The 21,881-nt window shown below is 70.3% G+C and carries 20 protein-coding genes and 1 pseudogene; 15 read left to right on the plus strand and 6 right to left on the minus strand.

Annotated elements, in window-relative coordinates; translation table 11 throughout:
- Positions 1–68 precede the first annotated feature (68 nt).
- The 4 genes from AB0J86_RS14495 (at position 69) to rph (ending at position 5,733) form a co-directional block, all read left to right on the plus strand.
- Entirely contained in the window at positions 69–941 is an 873-nt protein-coding gene (locus AB0J86_RS14495; protein ID WP_363857063.1) for a class I SAM-dependent methyltransferase, read from the plus strand.
- A complete protein-coding gene (locus AB0J86_RS14500) occupies positions 938–1,720 on the plus strand; it encodes a class I SAM-dependent methyltransferase (RefSeq protein WP_363857064.1) in 783 nt (260 codons plus the stop codon). Before AB0J86_RS14495 ends, AB0J86_RS14500 begins: the two co-directional genes overlap by 4 nt.
- A 266-nt stretch (positions 1,721–1,986) precedes the next feature.
- Positions 1,987–2,715: a dienelactone hydrolase family protein gene (locus tag AB0J86_RS14505; RefSeq protein WP_363857066.1), complete on the plus strand. Its 729-nt coding sequence runs from the start codon at positions 1,987–1,989 to the stop codon at positions 2,713–2,715.
- A 417-nt stretch (positions 2,716–3,132) separates the two neighbouring features.
- Positions 3,133–5,733, plus strand: coding sequence for a rifamycin-inactivating phosphotransferase (gene rph / locus AB0J86_RS14510; protein WP_363857068.1), 2,601 nt, complete (start codon positions 3,133–3,135; stop codon positions 5,731–5,733).
- Positions 5,734–5,874: 141 nt separating this feature from the next.
- Here the strand turns inward: rph and AB0J86_RS14515 are convergent, their stop codons facing one another.
- Positions 5,875–6,774: an AraC family transcriptional regulator gene (locus AB0J86_RS14515; protein ID WP_363857070.1), complete on the minus strand. Its 900-nt coding sequence runs from the start codon at positions 6,772–6,774 to the stop codon at positions 5,875–5,877.
- A 90-nt stretch (positions 6,775–6,864) separates the two neighbouring features.
- Here AB0J86_RS14515 and AB0J86_RS14520 point away from each other — a divergent pair, with 90 nt between their 5' ends.
- The 3 genes from AB0J86_RS14520 (at position 6,865) to AB0J86_RS14530 (ending at position 9,726) form a co-directional block, all read left to right on the plus strand.
- Positions 6,865–7,950 carry an aldo/keto reductase gene (locus AB0J86_RS14520; protein ID WP_363857072.1) on the plus strand — a complete coding sequence of 362 codons (1,086 nt, stop codon included), beginning with the start codon at positions 6,865–6,867 and terminating at the stop codon, positions 7,948–7,950.
- Positions 7,951–7,979: 29 nt separating this feature from the next.
- Positions 7,980–8,816 (plus strand): MBL fold metallo-hydrolase, encoded by an 837-nt coding sequence (locus AB0J86_RS14525; RefSeq protein ID WP_363857074.1) that lies wholly within the window; start codon positions 7,980–7,982, stop codon positions 8,814–8,816.
- 64 nt (positions 8,817–8,880) lie between these two features.
- Complete coding sequence (locus tag AB0J86_RS14530) at positions 8,881–9,726, plus strand: MOSC N-terminal beta barrel domain-containing protein (RefSeq protein WP_363857076.1); 846 nt, start codon at positions 8,881–8,883, stop codon at positions 9,724–9,726.
- 17 nt (positions 9,727–9,743) lie between these two features.
- Here AB0J86_RS14530 and AB0J86_RS14535 read toward each other — a convergent pair whose 3' ends face one another.
- Positions 9,744–10,829 carry a crosslink repair DNA glycosylase YcaQ family protein gene (locus AB0J86_RS14535; RefSeq protein WP_363857078.1) on the minus strand — a complete coding sequence of 362 codons (1,086 nt, stop codon included), beginning with the start codon at positions 10,827–10,829 and terminating at the stop codon, positions 9,744–9,746.
- A 227-nt stretch (positions 10,830–11,056) separates the two neighbouring features.
- On the opposite strand from AB0J86_RS14535, the gene AB0J86_RS14540 reads away from it, so the two are divergent.
- The 4 genes from AB0J86_RS14540 to AB0J86_RS14555 all read left to right on the plus strand — a co-directional run bounded on the left by AB0J86_RS14540 (position 11,057) and on the right by AB0J86_RS14555 (position 16,448).
- Positions 11,057–12,583 carry an FAD-binding oxidoreductase gene (locus tag AB0J86_RS14540; RefSeq protein ID WP_363857080.1) on the plus strand — a complete coding sequence of 509 codons (1,527 nt, stop codon included), beginning with the start codon at positions 11,057–11,059 and terminating at the stop codon, positions 12,581–12,583.
- A gap of 516 nt (positions 12,584–13,099) precedes the next feature.
- Positions 13,100–14,308, plus strand: a complete 1,209-nt coding sequence (locus AB0J86_RS14545) for an MFS transporter (protein ID WP_363857082.1) — start codon at positions 13,100–13,102, stop codon at positions 14,306–14,308.
- Between the two features lie 258 nt (positions 14,309–14,566).
- On the plus strand, positions 14,567–15,460 hold the full coding sequence (locus tag AB0J86_RS14550; protein WP_363857084.1) for a GNAT family N-acetyltransferase: 894 nt from the start codon (positions 14,567–14,569) through the stop codon (positions 15,458–15,460).
- A gap of 334 nt (positions 15,461–15,794) precedes the next feature.
- Positions 15,795–16,448: a Type 1 glutamine amidotransferase-like domain-containing protein gene (locus AB0J86_RS14555; protein ID WP_363857085.1), complete on the plus strand. Its 654-nt coding sequence runs from the start codon at positions 15,795–15,797 to the stop codon at positions 16,446–16,448.
- A gap of 187 nt (positions 16,449–16,635) precedes the next feature.
- On the opposite strand, the gene AB0J86_RS14560 is transcribed toward AB0J86_RS14555, so the two are convergent.
- Both AB0J86_RS14560 and AB0J86_RS14565 read right to left on the minus strand, forming a co-directional pair.
- A complete protein-coding gene (locus AB0J86_RS14560) occupies positions 16,636–16,944 on the minus strand; it encodes a hypothetical protein (protein WP_363857086.1) in 309 nt (102 codons plus the stop codon).
- 96 nt (positions 16,945–17,040) lie between these two features.
- Positions 17,041–17,622 (minus strand): TetR/AcrR family transcriptional regulator, encoded by a 582-nt coding sequence (locus AB0J86_RS14565; RefSeq protein ID WP_363857088.1) that lies wholly within the window; start codon positions 17,620–17,622, stop codon positions 17,041–17,043.
- Positions 17,623–17,772: 150 nt separating this feature from the next.
- Here AB0J86_RS14565 and AB0J86_RS14570 point away from each other — a divergent pair, with 150 nt between their 5' ends.
- The 4 genes and pseudogenes from AB0J86_RS14570 to AB0J86_RS14585 all read left to right on the plus strand — a co-directional run bounded on the left by AB0J86_RS14570 (position 17,773) and on the right by AB0J86_RS14585 (position 20,657).
- Positions 17,773–18,717: an alpha/beta hydrolase gene (locus tag AB0J86_RS14570; protein WP_363857090.1), complete on the plus strand. Its 945-nt coding sequence runs from the start codon at positions 17,773–17,775 to the stop codon at positions 18,715–18,717.
- Positions 18,714–19,898: an amidohydrolase gene (locus AB0J86_RS14575; RefSeq protein ID WP_363857092.1), complete on the plus strand. Its 1,185-nt coding sequence runs from the start codon at positions 18,714–18,716 to the stop codon at positions 19,896–19,898. The genes AB0J86_RS14570 and AB0J86_RS14575 overlap by 4 nt, the downstream gene beginning before the upstream one ends.
- Before the next feature lie 100 nt (positions 19,899–19,998).
- Positions 19,999–20,312, plus strand: a pseudogene (locus tag AB0J86_RS14580) (transposase); the annotation flags it as partial.
- Positions 20,313–20,339: 27 nt separating this feature from the next.
- Positions 20,340–20,657, plus strand: coding sequence for a hypothetical protein (locus tag AB0J86_RS14585; RefSeq protein ID WP_363857151.1), 318 nt, complete (start codon positions 20,340–20,342; stop codon positions 20,655–20,657).
- Between the two features lie 208 nt (positions 20,658–20,865).
- On the opposite strand, the gene AB0J86_RS14590 is transcribed toward AB0J86_RS14585, so the two are convergent.
- Positions 20,866–21,066, minus strand: a complete 201-nt coding sequence (locus tag AB0J86_RS14590; protein ID WP_363857094.1) for a DUF397 domain-containing protein — start codon at positions 21,064–21,066, stop codon at positions 20,866–20,868.
- Positions 21,057–21,854: a helix-turn-helix transcriptional regulator gene (locus AB0J86_RS14595; protein ID WP_363857096.1), complete on the minus strand. Its 798-nt coding sequence runs from the start codon at positions 21,852–21,854 to the stop codon at positions 21,057–21,059. Before AB0J86_RS14595 ends, AB0J86_RS14590 begins: the two co-directional genes overlap by 10 nt.
- Positions 21,855–21,881: the final 27 nt, after the last annotated feature.

A 21,881-nucleotide genomic window follows, 5' to 3' on the forward strand; every position in this document is an offset into this window, starting at 1 on the left:
CACTGTCGGCGCCGTCGCGTTACTCGGCGCGATTGCGTTAGTGGGCGCCTGCCCACTAGGGTGGGCGCATGCCCACTATATCGTCCTCGTCCTCGTCCTCGCCGTCGCCGGAACCGCACCTGCACCGGCGCATGGCCGAGTCGTTCGGGATCGACCCCGGGCGGTACGACCGGAACCGGCCCTCGTACCCGGAAGCCATGATCCAGCGGATCGTGGCCGCCAGCCCCGGCGTCGACTTTCTCGACGTCGGCTGCGGCACCGGCATCGAGGCCCGCCAGTTCGTGGCCGCCGGCTGCGCGGTGCTCGGCGTCGAGGCCGACCCGCGCATGGCCGACTTCGCGCGGGAGTCCGGCCTCGACGTCGAGGTGGCGACCTTCGAGGCATGGGAGCCGGCCGGACGTACCTTCGACGCGGTCGTCTCCGGTACCGCCTGGCACTGGGTGGACCCGGTCGCGGGCGCGGCGAAGGCGGCCCGGATCCTGCGTCCGGGCGGCGTGCTGGCACCGTTCGGGCACGTGTACCAGCCTCCGCCCGCCGTGACCGACGCGCTGGCCGCGGCGTACCGTCGGGTGGCCCCCGACTCGCCGATCAACCTCGGCGGGCGGCCGGAGGGCTCGATCCTGGACGGATACCGGGCGCTGTACGCCAGGGCCGCAGACGGCATCCGCGCCGCGGGCGGCTTCGGCGAGCCCGAGCTGTGGCGGTACGACTGGGAGCGCTCGTACACCCGGGACGAGCTGCTGGATCTGGTGGCGACCTCGGGCGGTCTCAGCAGCCTGCCGCCGGAGCCGGTGGCGGAGGTGCTGGCGGCCGTGGGCGCGGCGGCCGACGAGCTGGGCGGCTCCGTCACGCTGCCGTACGCCACCTGGGGTCTCACCGCGACCCGGCTCGATGCCCCGCCGCCGGCCCCGGCAGGCACGGTACGCGAGGCCGGCGCGTGACCGCCGGCCCCGTCGACTACGACGCCGAGCTGACCAGGTACGACCCGGTGCTGCGCCGCGCCTGGGCGGTCCAACCCCACGACCGCGTCCTCGACGTCGGCTGCGGCGCCGGCCGGACGACCCGTACGGCGGCGCGCCTGGCCCGGGCCGGCAGCGCGCTCGGGGTCGACGTGTCGGCGCCCGCCATCGAGCGCGCCCGCGGCCTCGCCCTGGCCGAGGGGCTGGGCAACGTCACCTTCGAGCGCGCCGACGCGCAGGCACACCCGTTCGCCCAGGGTCGGTTCGACCTCGCGATCAGCCGGTTCGGCACGATGTTCTTCGACGACCCGGTCGCCGCCTTCGGCAACATCGGACGCGCGCTGCGTCCGGCCGGACGCCTGGTCATGCTGGTCTGGCAGGCCGCCGAGCGCAACGAGTGGGACGTCGTCATCCGCGAAGCGCTGGCGGAGCCCGGCGGGCCGGCGGTGGTCGCGGGCGACGGGCCGGACGCGTTCTCGCTCGCCGACCCGGCGACCGTGGCGGCGGTCCTGCGGGCCGCGGGGTTCGCCGACATCGTCCTCACCGACGTCGGCCAGCCCGTCTACTACGGCCCGGACCCCACCGCGGCCCTCGACTGGATCGGCCGCTTCGCGGTGACGAAGAACCTCCTGGAGCGTCTCGATCCCGCCGCCGCGGCTCGCGCCCTCGCGCGACTGCGGGACGCGCTCGCCGCGCGTACGACCGACGGGGGCGTCTGGTTCGACTCCCGCGCCTGGATCGTCACCGCGCGCCGCCGATGAGCGCGGGCGGGGGCCTCGGCCGACCCGTTCCGTGCCGTCGTGGACGAGCTGACCGGCCTGCTGCGCGGAGATCGCCAGTGTCGCATCAGGCAACGTTCGCCCTGGTGCGATACGGGTGATGATCTTTGTGCTATCGTCCGCGTCGCCGTGCACCACCGCACATTCGAGGAGGTGAGCCCGATCAACGCTGCGACCAGTCGGGGCTCCCTCCTTTGCATGGCCTAGGGAGCGCTCGCACAAGGCTCTACGAAAGGCTTGAAACGCCGATGCGCTTCAGCTCCCATACGTCGTCGGACGGCGTCACCGAACAGCCCTTCACCCTCGACGAGATCCCCGGCGTGCTGTGGACGCCGGAAGGCGCCCGCGGTACTCGTCCCCTGATTCTGCTGGGCCACGGCGGCGGGCAACACAAGACGGCCCCCGGTATCGTGTCCCGGGCGCGCCGCTACGCCGCCGAGGGTTTCGCGGTCGTCGCGATCGACGCGCCCAACCACGGCGACCGGCCCAAGGGCGACGAGTTCGGCCGGATCGCGGCCGAGATGCGGGCCGGGATGGCCGCCGGTGAGAATCCGGGCTCGCTTGTCGCCGGCATGCACAGCTATCTGGCCCCGCAGGCCGTCGCCGACTGGCAAGCGGTCCTGACCGCGGTCCAGCGCCTCGACCAGGTCGGCGTCGGCCCGGTGGGCTACTGCGGCATGTCGATGGGCTGCGGGCTCGGTATCCCGCTCGTCGCCGCGGAACCCCGGATCCGGGCGGCGGTGCTGGGCCTGCTCGGCGTGCACGGGCTGGCCGAGGACGCCGGGCGTATCACCGCGCCGGTGCAGTTCCTGGTCCAGTGGGACGACCAGTTGGTGCCGCGGGACCAGAGCTTGGCGCTGTTCGACGCCCTGGCTTCGGCTGAGAAGACGCTGCACGCCAACCCCGGTAAACACGGAGATGTGCCGTCGTTCGAGGTGGACAGCTCGCTGCGGTTCTTCGCCCGGCATCTGAGCTGACACGAGATCCCCGTACTCGGCGCGCTGGCCCTGAACTCAGGATAGCGGCAGCCCGCCGGCTCCAGGCTGGCAACCGACCCGGGTTGCCGGCCTGCCCGAGCGCGCCAGCCGCCGAGGTCGTACCCCGGGAGGCCATGCTCATGTGCGCGCATCCGCCGCGGGGCGCTCGTCCCGGAACGGCGCCGACGGTGGAGCGCGAAGCGGCCCGGCCCGGCTTCCGCCCGGCATGCTCCGGACGGTCGAGGATCTCGTCCTGCGCCGGGGACAAAAAGAAAAGGCAAGGAGAAGACACTCCCTGCCACTTCTAACGTATACCGCACCGGGGGGCTTGCGGCAAGACCCGGGTCCTACCGCAGAATCGGCGGCCGGACTCAGCACCGACGAGAAAGTGGGGGGCACGACGTGGGTGTGTTGTCGATGACCGAGCAGTACGTGTTGGATCTCGACGCGGTCGACGGGACGCGGGTCGCGGCCGTTGGCGGCAAGGGCGCGCACCTGGGGGAGCTGTCGCGGATCGACGATATCCGCGTACCGGCCGGCTTCTGCGTGACGACGGACGCCTTCCGGCGGGTCATGGCGGCGGCGCCGTCGATCGACGGTCGACTGGACCGGCTGTCGCGCCTGAACCCGGACGACCGGGAGGCGGTCCGCGCGCTCAGCGCGGAGATCCGCCAGGCCATCGAAGAGATCACCGTCCCGGACGATCTCGCGGCGGCGATCACCGGCGCGCTCGCGCGGCTCGGCGAGGAGGCCGCCTACGCCGTACGCTCCAGCGCGACGGCGGAGGACCTGCCGACGGCCTCCTTCGCCGGCCAGCAGGACACGTACCTGAACGTCGTGGGGGCGGCGGCGGTCCTCCGGCACGTCAGCCGGTGCTGGGCCTCGCTCTTCACCGAGCGGGCCGTCATCTACCGCCAGCGCAACGGCATCGACCACCGTTCGGTCCAGATGGCCGTGGTCGTGCAGCGGATGGTCCTCCCGGACGCGGCCGGCATCCTGTTCACGGCCGACCCCGTCACGGGCAACCGGAAGGTCGCCACCGTGGACGCCAGCTTCGGCCTCGGTGAGGCCCTGGTCTCCGGCCTGGTGAACCCGGACGTCTTCAAGGTGCGCGACGGCGAGGTCGTCGCCGCCACGGTCACCGCCAAGAAGCTGGCCATCCACGCCCTGCCGGCCGGCGGTACCCGGGAGGTGGCGGTCGACCCGCAGCGGCAGGAGCAGCCGGCGCTGACGGAGGCGCAGGTCGTACGGCTCGTACGGCTCGGCCGGCGGATCGAGGAGCACTTCGGCCGCCCGCAGGACGTCGAATGGTGCCTGGTCGACGGCGACTTCCAGATCGTGCAGAGCCGGCCGATCACCACCCTGTTCCCGATCCCGGCGGCCCGCGACGCGGAGAACCACGTCTACCTCTCCGTCGGCCATCAACAGATGATGACCGACCCCATGAAGCCCCTCGGGGTCTCCATGTGGCAGCTGACGGCCATAGCGTCGATGCACGAGGCCGGCGGAAGGCTGTTCGTCGACGTCACCCGGCACCTGGCCGCGCCCGCGACCCGCACCGGCTTCCTGGAGATGGTGGGGAGATCCGAGCCGCTGATGAGGGATGCCCTGGAGACCGTGCTCGACCGCGGCGACTTCGTCCCGTCGCTGCCGGACGGCGGTCCCGGCGGTCCCGCTCTGCTGGGCGGCGGTGGGCCCACCCCGATCGAGACCGATCCGGCCATCGTCACCGAGCTGGTCGAGCGCAGCCAGGCGTCGCTGGCCACCCTGCGGCGGGACATCGCGACGAAGTCCGGGTCGGCGCTGTTCGACTTCCTGCTGGAGGCATTCGACGAGCACAAGCGGGTCCTCAGCGATCCGCTGAGCATGCAGGCGATCATGGCGGGGATGGAGGCCACCTGGTGGCTCAACGACCGGCTGTGGGAGTGGCTGGGGGAGAAGAACGCGGCCGACACGCTCACGCTCTCCGCCCCCGGCAACGTCACCTCGGAGATGGGACTGGCGCTGCTCGACGTCGCTGACGTGATCCGCCCGTACCCGGAGGTGGTGGCGTTCCTGCGGGGCGTCCAGGACGAGGACTTCCTGGACGAGCTGCCGAAGTTCGCGGGCGGGGCCGAGGCGCGCGACGCCATCGAGGCGTACCTCGACCGGTACGGCATGCGCTGCGTCGGCGAGATCGACATCACGAGGCCGCGTTGGCGCGAACGCCCCAGCACGCTCGTGCCCCTGATCCTCGACAACATCAGGCTCTTCGAGCCGGGCGCGGCCAAGCGGCGCTTCGAGCAGGGACGGCAGGAGGCGGAACAGAAGGCGCAGGAGGTGCTGACGCGCCTCCGCGCGCTGCCGGACGGGGAGCAGAAGGCCGACGAGACCAAGCGGATGATCGACCGGGTCCGGACCTTCATCGGGTACCGGGAGTACCCGAAGTACGGCATCATCAGCCGCTACTTCGTCTACAAGCAGGCCCTGCTCGAAGAGGCCGAGCGTCTCGTCCGGGCCGGCGTGCTCCGCGAGCAGGAGGACGTCTTCTACCTCACCTTCCAGGAGTTCCACGACGCCGTGCGCGCGAACCAGGTGGACGACGGGCTGATCCGGCGGCGCCGGGAGGAGTTCCGGTCGTACCAGGCGCTCACGCCGCCCCGGGTGCTGACCTCGGACGGCGAGGCCATCGCCGGGTCGTACCGGCGCGACGACGTGCCGGCCGGCGCCCTGGTCGGCCTGCCGGTCTCGGCCGGGACCGTCGAGGGGCGCGCCCGCGTCATCCTGGACCTGGCCCAGGCCGAGCTCGAACCGGGTGACATCCTCGTCACGACCCACACGGACCCGAGCTGGACGCCCCTCTTCGTCGCCGTCGCGGGCCTGGTGACGGAGGTCGGGGGATTGATGACCCACGGCGCGGTGATCGCCCGGGAGTACGGCCTGCCGGCTGTCGTCAGCGTGCTGGACGCCACCCGGCTGATCCGCGACGGGCAGCGGATCCGCGTGCACGGCAGCGACGGGTACGTCGAGCTCCTGTAGGCGCCGCTTTCGCGCGCGGTCCGCCGCGACCGACCGCGCCCCCGCCCGACACGCCGGCGGGGGCGCGGCGCGGTCTACGCGGGCTCGTCCGGGCGCAGGATCATCTCCTCGATCTCGGCGTTCCGCCCCATACCAGCGTCGTCAGACAGTGGACGAGGACGTGACCTCCGCCTCCGCCGCCGACCGCTCGCTGAGCCGGGCCGCGTCCCGGCCCGGCGGCAGGCCGAACAGCCGCCGGTACTCGCGGCTGAACTGCGACGCGCTCTCGTAACCGACGGCGAATCCGACGGCCGCCACGTCCCCGGGCGCGGTGATCAGTCGGGCCCTCGCCTCCTGGAGCCGGACGAGTTTCTGGAACTGGATCGGCGTCATCGTCGTGACGGCGCGGAAGTGGCGGTGGAACGAGGTCAGGCTCATCCCGGCGACGCGCGCCGCGTCCTCGACGCGGAACAGGTCGGCGTGGTGCTCGCGGATCCACCGGATCGCCCGTTCGATCTGCACGATGTTGCTGTCGCCGAGCCCCACCTGCCGGACCGTGCCGCCCTGCTCGCCGGTCAGCAGCCGCCAGACGACCTCGCGCTCCATGGCTGCCCAGAGCACCCGCTGGTCGTCCGGGCGGTCGAGCAGCCGCACCAGGCGTACCACCGCGTCGAGCAGGTCGTCGTCGGCCGTGCTGACCGCGATGCCGGGCGCCGGCCCACCACGGGCCTGCGGCGGCGCGTCCAGCAGCAACTCGGCGATCAGGGGCGGTCGCAGCGTGAGGCCCAGGACGAGGTACGGCTCGTCGGGCGAGGCCTCGCTGACGTGGGCGATCACCGGCAGCTCCATCGACGCGACGAGGAACTGTCCGGCCCCGTACGCGAACAGGCGCGTTCCCAGCGTGGCCCGCTTCGCACCCTGCAGGACCAGGGCGAAAACCGGCGCGGACTGGGACGGCATGGGCTCGGTGGGGGAGTCGCCGCGGTGCAGGACGAGGCCGCCCGGGGTGGGGCGCCCGGCGTGCCGCAGCACCAGGTCGCGGATCTCCGGCAGCGCGCTCACCTGACCAAGTCTGCCACTTTGGCAGGATCAGGCAACGCGGTGGCGGTATTGATCTACTCGGTCCGAGGCCTGCGGGTGTGGACTCGGGGCATGCCACTCGACAATTTCGTCACGCTGGGCCGCTCCGGCCTGCGCATCAGCCCGTACACGCTCGGCGCGATGACCTTCGGCGAGGATCACGGCTGGGGTGCCCCGGTCGCGGAGTCCGAGGCCATGATCACGGAGTACCTGGAGCGGGGCGGCAACTCCATCGACACGGCCAACATCTACACCAACGGCCACTCCGAGAAGATCATCGGCGATTACCTGGCCGCCCGGCCGGGCCTGCGCGACCGGATCGTGCTGGGCTCGAAGTTCTTCGGCAACCTGTTCCCCGGCGACCCGAACGGCGGCGGCGCGGGACGCAAGGCCGTCGTCGCCCAGGCCGAGGAGTCCCTGCGCCGGCTGGGCACCGACTACCTGGACCTGTACTGGCTGCACAACTGGGACCGGGGGGTGCCGATCGAGGAGACCCTGCGCGCGCTCGACGACCTGATCACCGCCGGCAAGGTCAGGTACGTGGGCCTGTCCGACCTGCCCGCCTGGAAGGCGGCCGAGGCGCAGGTCGTCGCGCACTTCCGCGGCTGGACGCCGGCGATCGGTATGCAGATCGAGTACTCGCTGCTGGAGCGCACGGGCGAGGGCGAACTCATCCCGATGGCGGCCGAGCACGGCCTCGGCGTACTGCCGTGGAGCCCGTTGAAGAGCGGCTGGCTCTCCGGGAAGTTCGTGCGCGGCAGCGGCGGCGGCGACGTCGACACCGCGCGGGGCGGTCTTGTCGGCGGGCCCGGCGAGCGCGACTGGCCGGTGATCGACGTGCTGCACGAGGTAGCGGCCGAGGCCGGGGTGAGCCCGGCCGCGGCGGCGCTGGCCTGGGTCGGCGCCCGACCGGGCGTGTCGTCGGTGCTGATCGGGGCGCGGCGCCTCGACCAGCTGAAGGCGAACCTGGACGCGGTCGACGTGCGGTTGTCGGACGAGCAGACGGCCCGCCTCGACGAGGTGTCGACGCCGGCGCTCAACTTCCCCGCCGAGAACAACCGGATTCTGGCCCCCTCATTGGCGTTCGCGGGCGCGACGGTCGACGGCCGGACGACAATGGTGTCGCCCCGGCTCGGCTCCAGCACGGTCAGGTACTGAGCCCGAACAGGCGGAGCGGGAGGAAGAGCATGGAGTACGCCGTTCATCACGTGCGTCGGCCGGGTCTCACCCGGGACCTGCCGTACGGGCCCGAGGACCTGCTCTGGGTCGCCAACACGGCCACCCTCGTGTACGGCGAGCGCGACGCCGTGCTCGTCGACACATACGCCACGGTCGAGCAGAACAAGGCCCTGGTCGACTGGGTGCGGTCGTTCGGGCGCAGGTTGACGCACGTCTTCGTCACGCACCCGCACGGCGACCACCTCTTCGGGATCGGCCAGGTCGTCGACGCCTTCCCGGGCGTACGCGCGGTGGCGACGAAGGAGACCGTCGCCGGCTCCGTGGCCCAGGTCGGGCCGGAAGCGGTCGGCTCGTTCTGGGAGAAGCTGTTCCCCGGCCAGATCCCGCAGGAGCGGCCGGTTCCCGAGACGCTGGACGACGACGTCATCGAGCTGGAGGGACACCGGCTGGAGGCCATCGGTGCGGGCTTCACCGACACGGCCGGGTCCGCGGTGATGTGGGTGCCCGACCTGCGGCTGCTGGTCGCCGGCGACGTCGCCTACAACGACACCCATCAGTACATGGCCGAAAGCAGCACCGAGACGCGGGCTCACTGGGCGGCCACCGCCGACCGGCTGCGCGAGCTGGACCCGGTCGCCGTGGTCGCCGGGCACAAGAACCCCGACCGGGCCGACGACCCGGCCATCCTCGCCGAAACCGCGGCCTACCTGCGCGATTTCAACGACCTCGACGCCCGCACCACGACGGCGGAGGAGCTGTACGCCGCGATGCTCGACCGGTATCCGCGCCGGGCGAACCCGGGTTCGCTGTGGGGCGGCGCCAAGAAGGCGAAGTCGGTGTCCTGAGTGGACGGCTCGGCCGCCGGAGCGAGGGTACCCGCGTCACGCCCCGTCGTGTCATCCTGACCGGATGCGAGTCGCCTCGATTCACACGTACCCGGTGAAGGGGTGCCACCGGATGGACCGCGACACGGCCCGGGTCGAGCCGTGGGGCCTGGACGGCGACCGACGCTGGCTGATCGTGAACGAGGACGGGGTCGGCCTGACCCAGCGCCAGCACCGGGAACTGGTGACGATGCGGGCGGTGTCCCGGCCGGGCGGGCTGACCCTGGAGGCGCCCGGCCTGGCCCCGCTCGACCTGGCCGAACCGACCGGCGGCGAGGCGATCCAGGTCCGGGTGTTCCGGAGCCGACCGCCCTCCCGGGTACGCGCCGCCGGCCCCGAGGCGGACGACTGGCTCAGGCGGCTGTTGGGGCGCCCCGCCCGGCTGGTCTGGCTCGGCGACCCGGCCGGCAACCTCGTTCCCTGGACGGTGGCGGCGGGCACCGGCGCCGAGGTGAGCTTCGCCGACGGTACCCCGCTGCTGCTGGCCAACACCGCCTCGCTGGACGCCTTCAACCACTGGCTGCTGGAGTCGGGCAGCACCGAGGGGCCGCTGCCGATGGCCCAGTTCCGCCCCAACCTGGTGATCAGCGGTGCCGCGCCCTGGGCCGAGGGCGGGTGGGTCGGCCGGCGGATCAGGATCGGCGGGGCCGTGTTCCACGGCGCCGCCGAGTGCGGCCGCTGCCTGGTCTCGACGATCGACCAGGAGACCGGGGGCCGGGGGCGGGAGCCGCTGCGGACGCTCGCCGTCCGGCGGAACATCGGCCGGAAGCTGCTCTTCGGCCTCCAGCTGACGGTACGGGCCGACCCCGGCGTACCTTCCCCCGACGGTCGTACGGTCAGCGTCGGTGACACCGTGGAGGTGCTGGACTGACCGGTGCGCCGGAGATGTCACGCCGTGCCGGCGACCGCAAGGCCGAGCCAGGTGGCGAGGTCCTCGATCTCGGCCCGTACGGCGGCGCCCATGGCCGGGGTGAAGCGGACGTCCTCGTGGACGGCGTTGACGACCAGGGTGCCGGCCTTCCGGTCGGCGGTCGCGTCGAGCTTGCCGACGAGCTGGTCACCGTGCAGCACGGGGAGGGCGAAGTAGCCCCACCGGCGCTTCTCCTTCGGCTTGTACATCTCCAGGAGGTATTCGAAGCCGAAGAGCTGCTCGGTGCGGACGCGGTCGTGGATCAGCCGGTCGAACGGCGAGAGCAGCGCGGTGCGCCCCTCGAACGGCAGGCCCACGTACGCCGGGTGGACCCGCCAGGTCCCCGGCGTGCCCTCGACGACGGCCTCCTCGCCGGCGTTCCCGACGTACGCCGATTCACCCGGCAGCTGGGTGCCGGCGGACCGGGCGATGCCGAGCGCGGCGAGCCGGCGTTCGTCGCGGAGGCGGACCGCGGCCTCGACGTCGAGGGTCGGCAGGTCGGCGGGGTAGACCCGCTCGGGCAGGTCCCAGTAGCGCTGCCGCCCCTTGCGGCCGGAGATCGCGATCACCCCGAGCCGCGCCAGGGATTCGAGCATCCTCGTGACGTTGCGGTTGTTGGTCCAGCCCGACGAGGGCCAGGGCTCGACGCTCGTGTCGGGGATGTCGCGGGAGAGCAGCGGGCCCTTCTCCGTCAGCAACGCCAGGACGTCGCGACGGAAGGGCTCGTTCTTCTCCAGCCAGGCGCGCGTGACCGGGTGCATCTGGGCCGAGACCTCGGCGATCACGGCCGGCAGGTCCCCGGGGTACCGGATGTAGGCGACGGTCTCGACCAGGCTGCGATCGATCTCGACCGCCTTGACCAGAGCGGCGGGGTCGTAGGTCGAGCCGAGCCGGCTCCACAGGACGAGGTCGGCGCTCGGGGCGACGGCCGCGGTGGGGTCGATCTGTAGCAGCGTGAGGCGCTCGACGACGGCGACCAGGTCGGTGGGGCGCGGGGCGTCCAGCAACTGCGCGTGGATCGCGATTCGGCGGGCCTCGGTCTTGGTCAGGCGGTGGACGACCATGCGCAGACCCTAGACCGCGCCTACGACGTCGCCCCGGCGGCGGCCGAGTTGGTCGCCCGGGTCCGGCTGTTTCCGCCCGCCACGGGTCCGGATCACCCGACCGGGTTCCGGCCCGGGTTTCCCGATATCCGACCTGGCCTCGGATATTACGTTGGGTTCGCGCGCCAGGTGGGAGATCGAATTCCCTTAGTCGAATGCTGGCGTAACCGGATCGAGAGGCTACGACCATGCATGACATTTCTCGTCGCGAACTGCTCAAGGCGACCGCCGTCGGGGCCGGGGCCGTCGCCGTCCCGGGCATCATCGCCGCGGGCGCCCAAGGTGCCCAAGGTGCCCCAGGTGCCCAAGGCGCCGGGGCCACCGACGGCTCCGGAGCGCCACTCGGCGCGGAAAGTCCACCGGCCGAGCTGACCGGCCGCATCGTCCGTCCCGGGGACCCCGACTACCCGACCGCGAGCCTCGGCTGGGACGAACTGTTCACCCACTACCCGCTGGTCATCGTCTTCGCCCAGGAGACCCAGGATGTGGTCAACGCCCTCACGTGGGCGCGGCAGAACAACGTCGCGCTCCGGGTACGCAGCGGCCGGCACAGCCTGGAGGGCTGGTCGAATGTGGACAACGGCATCGTGATCGATGTCAGCGAGTTGAAGTCGACGGACATCGACACCGCCAACCGCATCGCGAGGGTCGGCGCGGGGCTCAACCAGTTGGAGGCGGTTACCGCGCTCGCCGAGCACGACCTGGCCGCGACGACCGGTACGGAGGGAAGTGTCGGCCTGTCCGGCGCAACCCTCGGCGGCGGCTTCGGCTTCCTCACCCGGTACCTCGGCATGGCCTGTGACAGCCTGGTCGGGGCGGAGGTCGTCCTGGCGTCGGGTGCCAACGGCGCCAAGGCCGTCGAGGTGGACCTGAAGCACTACCCCGACCTGCTCTGGGCACTTCGCGGAGCGGGAAACGGCAACTTCGGGATCGTCACGTCGCTCACCTACAAGGTCGCTCCGCTGAACCAGGTCGCCTACCTGCAGGCGACCTGGGACGGCCTCGGCGACCTGTACGGGGTCTTCGATTCGTGGCAGCGGACCGCGCCGTTCGCCGACAACCGCCTCGGCACCCAGCTTGAGGTCCACAAGTCGCAGATCCTGCTCTTCGGGGTGCTCGCCGAGGGGACGGAGGCGGCGATAAGGGAACTGCTGGGGCCGGTCCTGTCGGTCGGTACGCCGGAGGTCACGGTGCAGACCGGTGGCTGGGGCGAGATCTACGCCGGGTTCCAGGTACCGCCGGAGGACGATCCGGCGAACTGGAAGTTCTTCTCGCAGTTCGCCCGGGAGCCCTTCCCGAAGCAGGCGGTGAGCGTGATCCGGGGATTCATGGAGGACGCCCCCACGGAGGAGAGCAACTTCTTCACCCAGGCGTTCGGTACGGGGGCCCAGACGAGGGAACCGCGCGGCGGCTCGGCGTTCCCGCACCGCGACGTGCTCTTCTACTCCGAGCCCGGGGCCGGTTGGGGCACTCGCGGCGAGCCGAACAGCGGCGACGCCCTCACTCCGGTCGCGCAGGCCTGGATCGCCGAGTTCAGCCAGGCGCTGCGCCCGTACGTGGACGGCGCCTACGTCAACGTGCCGAACATCGGGATGCAGGAGTGGGAGACCGCCTACTGGGGCGACAACTTCGACCGGCTACGCAAAATCAAGGCGAAGTACGACCCGCACAACATCTTCCAGTACGAGCAGAGCATCCCGCCCGCGGTCTGCTGAGCCGACACTCGGCGTCCGATGGCCGCGACCCGCTCGATGGCGGGTACGCGCTGGTGGGAGTGGTGGGGCCAGGCTCAGCCGTGGACCTGGAAAGGGTCCGGGCCGCCTGGCCCCAGCCCGCCGGCGCCGCGTCCATTGACGCTCACCCGGCCTGACGGGAATGACCGGGGAGCCCGCCGGGTATCGCACCGAACTCGTGCACAACAGCCTGACCGGCCGGGCGCCACCATAGGCCGTGTCCTGTCACCCGCTCTCCGCGGACACGCAGGGTGACCCTGACGGAAGTAAGTCGCTCTTTTCTTTCCACATCGAATTCGTTGTGATCACCTCATCGATGTTGTCGAGAGAAAAGCACGACTTACTTTCCGGCCCGCTACCGGGGGTGAGGAACCCACCGGCCAGTCCGGCGGGCGTGCCGGCCTCGGACCGGACCAGGTGCGGGCGGGCACCCCGTCAGGAAATGGTCGCGGCTGGAAGCCGCCAGCAATCTCGCGTCAATCATTGTTGGCTTGGTGGATGCCGACCTTGACTTCACCCTCGACCGCCACCGCGCATCGTGCCGCCGGCAGGTCACCGCTTCTCGGCTGGTTGGCCGTGCTCTGGGTGGCGATGGGCATCTTCGCCATCGTCACCGCCGAGATCCTGCCGATCGGCCTGTTGACCTCGATCGGGCACACGTTTGGCGTATCCGACGGCACGGCTGGTCTGACGATGACCATGCCGGGCTTGCTGGCGGCCGTGTCGGCTCCCGTGGTCGCGATCGCCGTCGGCCGGCTCAACCGGAAGGCACTGCTGTGCGGCCTGATGCTGCTGCTGGCCATGGCCAACTTCCTGGCTGCCACCGCGACGTCCTATCCCGTCGTGGTGGCGTCCCGAGCGCTCGTCGGCGTCGTGATCGGCGGCTTCTGGTCGATCGCCGCGGGCCTCGCGGCACGGCTGGTGCGGCCCGAACGGGTCGGTGTGGCAACCAGTTTGATCTTTTCGGCCGTACCGTTGGGATCGGTCTTCGGGGTTCCCGCCGGGACCTTCATCGCCCAGTACGGTGGCTGGCGTACCGCGTTCGCCGTGCTCGGTGTGCTCAGCGTGATCGTGCTGGTGGCGTTGGCCGCGGTACTGCCGCCGCTGCCGGCCGAGCTGCCGGTCAGGCTCGCCGCGTTGGTGGACCTGGCGCGGGGTCGCACCAGCCGCACCGCGATGGTCCTGACCGTCCTCGTCGTCACCGCGCACTTCGGCACCTACACCTACGTGACCCCGTTCCTCCAGCAGGTCGCCGGGATTGATTCGGTCACCCCATTTCTGCTGGTCTACGGCATTGCCGGCGTCGTGGGCAACTTCGTCGCCGGCACGACCGTGCGGCTGCGACTGCGGGCCACCCTGATCGCCAGCGCCGTCGGCCTGGCCTCGGCCACCGCGCTGTTGCCCGTGTTCGGCACCGAGACGATCGGCGCGGTGATCCTGCTCGCCGTGTGGGGCCTCGCCTACGGGGCGGTGCCGATCTGTTCGCAGTCCTGGTTCGCGGCCGCAGGCGCGAGCGAGGCCGCGTCCGTGCTGTTCACAGCGTCGTTTCAGGCCACCATCGCACTTGGCGCGGTCCTCGGCGGCGTGGTGATCGACGCGACGTCTCCGTCGGTACTCATGATCCTCGGCTCGGGGGTCGCCCTGGTCGTCGCGCTCGTCGCGGCGAGGTCGGCGAACCCGCGAGACGAAATCAGTCGCACCGAATGATCGACGAGGGCCACGTCAGGGGGCGTCGCTGAGGCGAGGCTGGTAGCCCAGCGGGGCGGTCCGCCGGGCTACTGATTCTCGGTTGCGTCCGGCGGGCCGGGTTGGCTAGCGTCCGGCCGGCCGGACACCGTCCGGCCGGCCAGCGGAGAGGCGTCCGACGGGCCAGCGGAGCAGGAGGAGGTGTGCGGCAGATGCGCACGAGTGTGGAGCTCTCGGATCTTGGTTCTCATCCCCTCCGACCTCCGATGGAGCCCCACCTTGTCGATTCGCGTCACCCCACTGACTGACCCCGAGCACCGTCCGTCCAGTCGCCGTCTGGCCTGGCTGGCCTCCGACTCCGCCGGGAACCCGGTCGGCTCGGCCTTCCTCCGGCTGTTCACGAGGCCGGGACAGGACCACCTGGCCGAGCTGGAACTCCACGTCCACCCGGCCGAACGCCGTACCGGCACCGGATCACGACTGCTCGACGCGGCCGTGCAGGCGGCCCGCGCGGAAGGGCGCCGGGCCGTCCTCGCCCAGGCCGAGGCCGGGTCGCCCGGCGACGGGTTTCTGGCCGCTCGCGGTTTTCGCAAGGCGCTGACCCTGACGTACGCCCGGCTCGCCCTCGCCGACGCGGACCTTGCCAGGATCGCGGAGCTTGCCGGACGACGGCATCCGGGCTACCGCCTGGCGACCTGGGCCGGCGTCGTCCCCGACGAGCTGGCCGAGACGTTCGCGGCGTCGCGCCGGGCGATGGACGACATGCCGATGGGCGAGGTGGACTACGGCACAGTGACCTGGGACGTCGACCGCGTACGGGCGGCGGCGCGGGCCGTCGCCGAGCGCGGTGATCTGCTGCACACCGTGGTGGCTGTCGACGAGTCCGACGGCTCGATCGTCGGCTTCAGCGAGCTGGTCGTCCCCGGCGACGGAACCGGCGACGGTCGGCACTACGGCACCGGTGTGCTGCCCGAACACCGGGGACACGGCCTCGGCCGGTGGATGAAGGCCGAGGCGATCCGGCAGGCGCGCGAGCGCCATCCGGAGCTCGGTGGGCTGCTCACCGACACCGCTGACGAGAACCGGCACATGCGGGCGGTGAACGACGCGCTCGGCTACACGCCGACGCACCAGACGATCGAGTACCAGCTCGACCTGGGGCCGCGGCCGTAACGACGACGGGCCCCGCCGGGCCGGCCTCGCCCCGCTCGACCGCGACGGCGGGGCCGGCTCACCCCCGCTGACCGGGTACGGGTAGCGACCGCGTTCAGCGGCAAACGCGGACTCAGCGAGATTACCGGAAGGGCCGGCGGCCGTCGTTACCTTCCGTAACCGGCGACGCGGCGTCGAGCTGACCGACCCATCCGCTTCCGCCGATGAGCGTGCGGGGGGCTTGAGGGGTCGCCACGGCGATGAGTTTCGCTATGGTGTCCAGTCTGCACTCCCATGCACCCGATCTTCCAACTCTCGGGGAGAGCGTCATGACCGCTACGCACAGGAGGCAAGCGTGAAACTTCTTCTCACGTCCGCGGGCGTCCAGAACCCGAGCATCCGCGATGCGCTGGTCGACCTGCTGGGCAAGCCTATCGCCGACTCCAGTGCCCTCTGCATCCCTACGGCGGCCCACCCCATGGGCGGGCCAGCCTCGGCCTGGCGCTTCATCACCGGTCAGACGCCGCTACCCATGTGCGACCTGGGCTGGAAGTCGCTGGGCGTCCTCGAGCTGACAGCGCTGCCCAGCATCGGCGAGGAGCGGTGGGTCCCCTGGGTCCGGGAGGCTGACGTCATGCTCGTGGCCGGCGGCGATGCGACGTACCTGTGCCACTGGATGCAGCAGTCCGGGCTGGCGGATCTCCTGCCGTCGCTGCGGGACACTGTCTGGGTGGGGTTGAGTGCTGGGAGCATGGTGCTGACCCCCAGGATCGGTACGGACTTCGTCGAGTGGCAGTCCGCGCCCGACGACCGCACACTGGGGGTCGTCGACTTCTCGATCTTCCCGCACCTAGGTCTCGAGCCGGACAACACCATGGCTGGTGCCGAGAGATGGGCAGCCGAGATCGCCGGTCCGGCGTACGCAATCGACGACCAGACGGCCATCAAGGTGACCGACGGCACCGTCGAGGTCGTTTCCGAGGGGCACTGGAGGCGGTTCCCCTCGTAGCCGCGGCCAACAGTGATCGGCGTGGCGAAGCGCCCGCTCATGCCGCTTGGCGGTCTGTCCCCGCCGGCTCAAGCACCTGGCCGCCCACGCCGGGATCCGGATGCCGAGGATGCACCCACGCATGCTGCGCCACACCTTCTGCCGATGTGCGCGCATGGTGGACTGCAACGTCAAACTGCTCTACTGCTCAGTCGTCTTCGATGTATCCCGTGGTGGGGTCAACGATGGCCAGGAAGTCCCGGATGTTCTCCATGTGCTCGTCGAGCGACAGGTTCGGGGTCGGACTCACGCCGAATCCGTAGCCCGGGTTCGGCCCGCTAAGCCACGTGTAGTCGGTACCGCCGAACTCGTTTGGGCGAAGGGCGAACATTTCTCCATCGACTTCAAGCGTGAGCGACGTGACGTCGGCCGCACCTTCGGTTTCGGAGCGCAGGCCGGGCACGGCCTCCGAGCGAGCCCGCTCGCCATCGCCGTTGTCTGGGTAGATCGCCTTCACGCAGCCATCTTCGTGGATTTGCCTGGCCGGCGTCCGCTTCTGCCACGATCGGCCCGCGACCATCAACGAAACCGGAACTAACAGGAAACTACGGACTCAGGACACCAGTACTCGGTCAACGATGTCCCGGACCGTCGCAACCACGTCGTCGCGGTCGTGTGCCGCAATGCCGGAGATCGTTTCGTGCAGCATGCCGTGAGTGCCGTGGTAGATGATGCGCGCGAGGATCTCGGCGTTGCCGGCACGGAGGACTCCGGCGGTCATGCCGCGTTGAATCGCCTCCGTGATTAGGGCGATGACTTGTTGGTTGGTTTCCGAGCAGAGGGCGAGCGCTTTGGCGTCGGCGGATCCGTAAACGATGCGGTGCAGATCCGCGTGCGCCAGCGCATGGTCGATGAGCCTCTCCATGAGCGAGGCGAGGATGTTGCCCCAGTCACCCTGGGGGGTCCGGTTCCCGATCGTGGCCCCGGCGAGTTCGAGGAAGCCGGTCACGTACCGCTCCCACAGGACGGCCACGACGTGGTCCTTCGATTCGAAGTACAGGTAGAACGTGCCTTTCGCGACGTTCGCGCGGTTGGTGATCTCACTCACTGTGGCGTCGGCGATACCGCGTTCGGCGTAGACCGCCAGCGCCGCATCCAACAGGTCAGCCTGGCGCTCCTCGGCTGGCTTGATCACACGTTTCCTTGTGGCGCTGGGCGCCCCGCTCATGCCGATCCTCGATCCGGAGTTGACTGACCGCCGGTCATTGGACCAGACTGACCGCCGGTCAGTGGACTGACCCGCGGTCATTAGCCTACCGCTCTCCGACCTGGAGGACCACACTCGATGAAACTCCGTACCGGACTCGCCCTGGCAGGCGGAGCCATCGCTCTGCCGCTGCTCCTGCGCCGCCTCCGCAGTGAGTCAACCCCCATGGACACCCAGGCCCGGCAGGAGGCGCCCGGCTCGTTCGTCCGCCTCAGCCACGGCATGACGCACGTCGTGGTCGACGGCCCGGACAATGGGGAACCCATCTTGTTCATCCCCGGAGCATCCCTGTCCCTGTGGGTCTGGGACGGCCTGTTCGAACGGCTAGCCCGCGCCGGCTACCGCACCATCCGCTACGACCGCTACGGCATAGGGTTCAGCGACCGCCCCGACATCGAGTACAACCAGACCCTGTTCGAGGGGCAGATCATCGACCTGCTGGAAGCGCTCGGCGTCGACCGCCCGGTGACCCTCGTCGCGCTCGCATTCGGCGGTCCGATAGCCGCGCAGTTCACCGTGCACCACCCCGAGCTGGTCTCCCGCCTGTGTCTGGTCTCCCCCGACGGCTTCGCCACCCCGCTCAACCTCGGACTGCGCCTGTCGCTCCTGCCTGGTATCGGCGAACCGTTCTTCCAACTCACCGGGGACCGGGCGCTCAAGTCACGGATCCCTGGGTATTCGCGTGACCAGCGCGTAGTCGCCCGGATCCGCGCGCGGTTCCTGCCTGAGCTGCGATACCAAGGCTTCAAACGGAGCCTGATCTCCGCGCTCCGGAACGTACCGGTGCACGGGGCCGAGTATCTCTACCGCTTCGTCAACACCGGCGACGTGCCCGTCCAGGTGATCTGGGGACGGGAGGACCCGGTCACCCCGATGCCGGGGGAGGATGTGGTTCGCTCGGTGTTCTCGCGCGCCGACGTCCGGCTACTCGACGGCGTGGGACACCTCCCGCACTATGAGCGTCCCGACGAGACCGCCTCGATCGTCCTCGACTTCCTGCGCGCGCCAAGGGAGCGGGCATGAACGCCGCGCCGCAGGACGGTAGCGAGGAGCTCAAACAGCGGATCAGCGAGACCGTCGACGACCTGGCGACCACGCTTTTGGACCTCAGCCACCGCATCCACGCCACGCCGGAACTCGCGTTCGAGGAGTTCGACGCCTGTTCGCGGCTGGTGCGGGCCGCCACGGAAGCCGGGCTCACTGTGCGAACGCCGGCCTTCGAACTCCCCACCGCCTTCGCCGCGGACTTCGGCTCGTCGACTGGGCCGAGGGTTGCGCTCGTCTCCGAGTACGACGCGCTGCCCGACATCGGCCATGGATGCGGCCACAACATCATCGCGACCATCGGCCTGGGCGCGGCGTTGGCCCTGCATCGCCTCGGTGACCGTCTGCCCGGATCCGTCAGGTACCTGGGCACGCCGGGCGAGGAGCGGGGATGCGGCAAGGAGCTACTCGCCGGTGCCGGCGCCTTCGATCGGGTCGATGCGGCGATGATGCTTCACCCCGCCAACGTGAACCTCAAGGCGGTGCGCACCCAGTGTCTAGCTGAATTCGAAGTCACCTTCATCGGCCGTGCCGCTCATGCGGCACTGGCGCCGCAGGCGGCCCGAAGCGCCCTTGACGCACTGGTTCTCGCCTATCAAGCCCTGGCCCAGCTACGGCAGCACCTCAAGGGCTCCGAGCGCATCACCGGCGTGCTGACTGAAGGGGGCGCGGCACCGAACGTCGTGCCAGAGAAGGCGACCGCGAAGTACTTCATCCGAGCTGCGACCACGGGCGACCTGAAGGTCCTCAAGGGGCGGGCGGAGGCCTGTCTACGCGGTGCCGCGGACGCGGCCGGGTGTGAGCTGCATGTGACCTGGACGGAACCCGACTACCTCGATATGCGCATCAACGAACCCGTCGCCGACGCATATGAGCGCAACGCCACCATGCTCGGCCGGGTATTCACCCCCTACGACCAATACCCCGTCGCGGGAACGGACATGTCGAACATCAGCCACCGGGTTCCGGTCCTACACGGAACGATCGCGTGCGCCCCGCCGCACGTCATGCTCCACACCCGCGAATTCACCGCAGCCGCCGTTTCGCCCGAGGGCGACAAGGCGGTCATCGACGGCGCGAAAGCGCTTGCGATGACGGCGATCGACTTCCTTACCGACGCCGATCTTCGCCGTCGGGCGGCGCAGGTGTTCGCCCTGTAGCGAACGCCGGGCTCACCAGCACGCGGCTGGTGCCCGCGCCCGGGGGCGGTCGCAGAAGGAGTCTCCGGGTGGGGTGCGGGTCGAACCGGATGATCACGCGTTGGGGCGTTCGCGTGGCGGCTGGACCACGAAGCTGCACCTGGGCTGTGAGCAGGGACGTAAGCCCTTGGCCATGCTGCTGATCGCGGGGCACCGTGGTGACAGCCCGCAGTTCGCCCGGTCCTTGCCGGTATCCGGGTACCGCGCCTGCAGGGTGGTCGGCCTCGTACCCGACCTGACCGGGTCCTGGCGGACAAGGCGTACAGCTGTCGCGCGATCCGCGAGTACCTGCGCCGGCGCGGTATCTCGGCCACGATCCCGATCAAGGCCGATCAGGCCGCCAACCGGCGGAGGAAGGGGTCGAAGGGCGGCCGACCGCCGTCGTCGGCCAGGCTGTTGGGCATGATCACGCCTTCGACAACGACCGACCTGCCCGTGCTGCATGGCATGTACGCGGCCGAAGCGCGCCACACCTGCCGGACGGCCACTGACCGCGTCCGCTCATGCCGCAGTCCGCTCATAGCTGGTGACGGCAGCCGCCCGCCGCCGGCCGGTCGCGGCAAGTCGGTGCTGGTCAGCGCCGTGACGTCGGCGGGAATTTCCGCCATCTCCTATGGCCTTGCGGTGTGGAAGGGCGATCGGCCCGCGAACGACATTGCCGCGGCGGACAACAAGCCGAAGGGCGACAAGCTCCCATCCGCGAAGAAGCTGGTCAACTAGCTGATCGCGGCAGAACGGGCGGTGTGTGAGTACGCCTTCGCGCACGTGAAGACCTGGCATGCCGGTCAGACCGCGACGACCAGCACGAGCACGGCGTCACCCGTCCACGCCACTCCCCGTGACCCGCACGTTCAGGATGAACAGAACTCAGTGGTCGCGAGGATCGGGCGGCCCGCCGGGGCGGGCGGGCCGTCGATGGGGGAGTCGGTCAGGCGGTAGGGCCGAGGGTCTTCGCGAGGTTGACGAAGGACTGCCAGGTGGCGGGGCTGACGGCGAGGGTGGCGCCGTCGCGGTCCTTGGTGTCGCGTACGAGCACGACGCCGGCCAGGTTGTCGGCCACCTCTACGCACGACCCGCCGTTGGAGCCGGAATAGGACGACTTCCGCCATTTCGCGCCGGTCATGTCCATGTCTTCGCCACTTCCTTTATCAGATCAAGTGACTGCCGCTTGGGAAGCGCTTCGCCCCTGATGGTCTCCCATGTGCTTTGAAGGCTAGCAAGCTCTGCCGGCTGATCGATGATTTGCGCTCGAATCTGATGATCGAGGTGCGCTGCCAGGGAGCTGTCGGGCTGCGTGGCGAGGATGAAGCCTCCCTGCAACCCGGGGTAGACGCCTACCTCTGCGGGGACCACGAGTACCTGCACATGCGGAAGCTCGGCGCACTTAGCCAGGTGTTCGAGCTGTTCGGCGAGCACGCCGGGTTGTCCTGCGATGGGGCGACGGAGCACCATCTCGTCGATTACGAAGACGAGTTGCGGTGGGGTGGTAGCCGCCAGCAGCGCCTGGCGACCAAGCCGACTGGCAACCCGTTGGTCGACTTCCTCCGGCGTGAGACGCACGCCGATCAACGTTGCGCGCGCGTATGCCTCGGTCTGCAGCAGCCCTGGCACGAAGGCGGGCTCGTACCAACGCAGCAGCGTGGCCATACGCTCGAACTCGATCCACTCGCGGAGCCACACCGGGGTGGCGTCCAGGTGGGCGAGGCGTTCCAGCATGCGCTTGTAGGTTCCGCCGGTGCCGAACGCGTCGTCAATTGCGATCATGTATGGCTCGGTCGGTGGCCGCCCGCCGGTCTCCACCGAGCTGACATGAGACCCCGAATAGTTGATCGTCTTTCCGAATTCCTCCTGACTCATCCCGCGCGACGCGCGGGCCAGGCGAAGTTCCTCCAGAATGTACTCGGTTGCGATCCCCATCGATTCCCCAATCTCTGCTCGGATTGT

The organism is Micromonospora sp. NPDC049559 (assembly GCF_040676675.1).
Classification (GTDB): Bacteria; Actinomycetota; Actinomycetes; order Mycobacteriales; family Micromonosporaceae; genus JBFAPK01.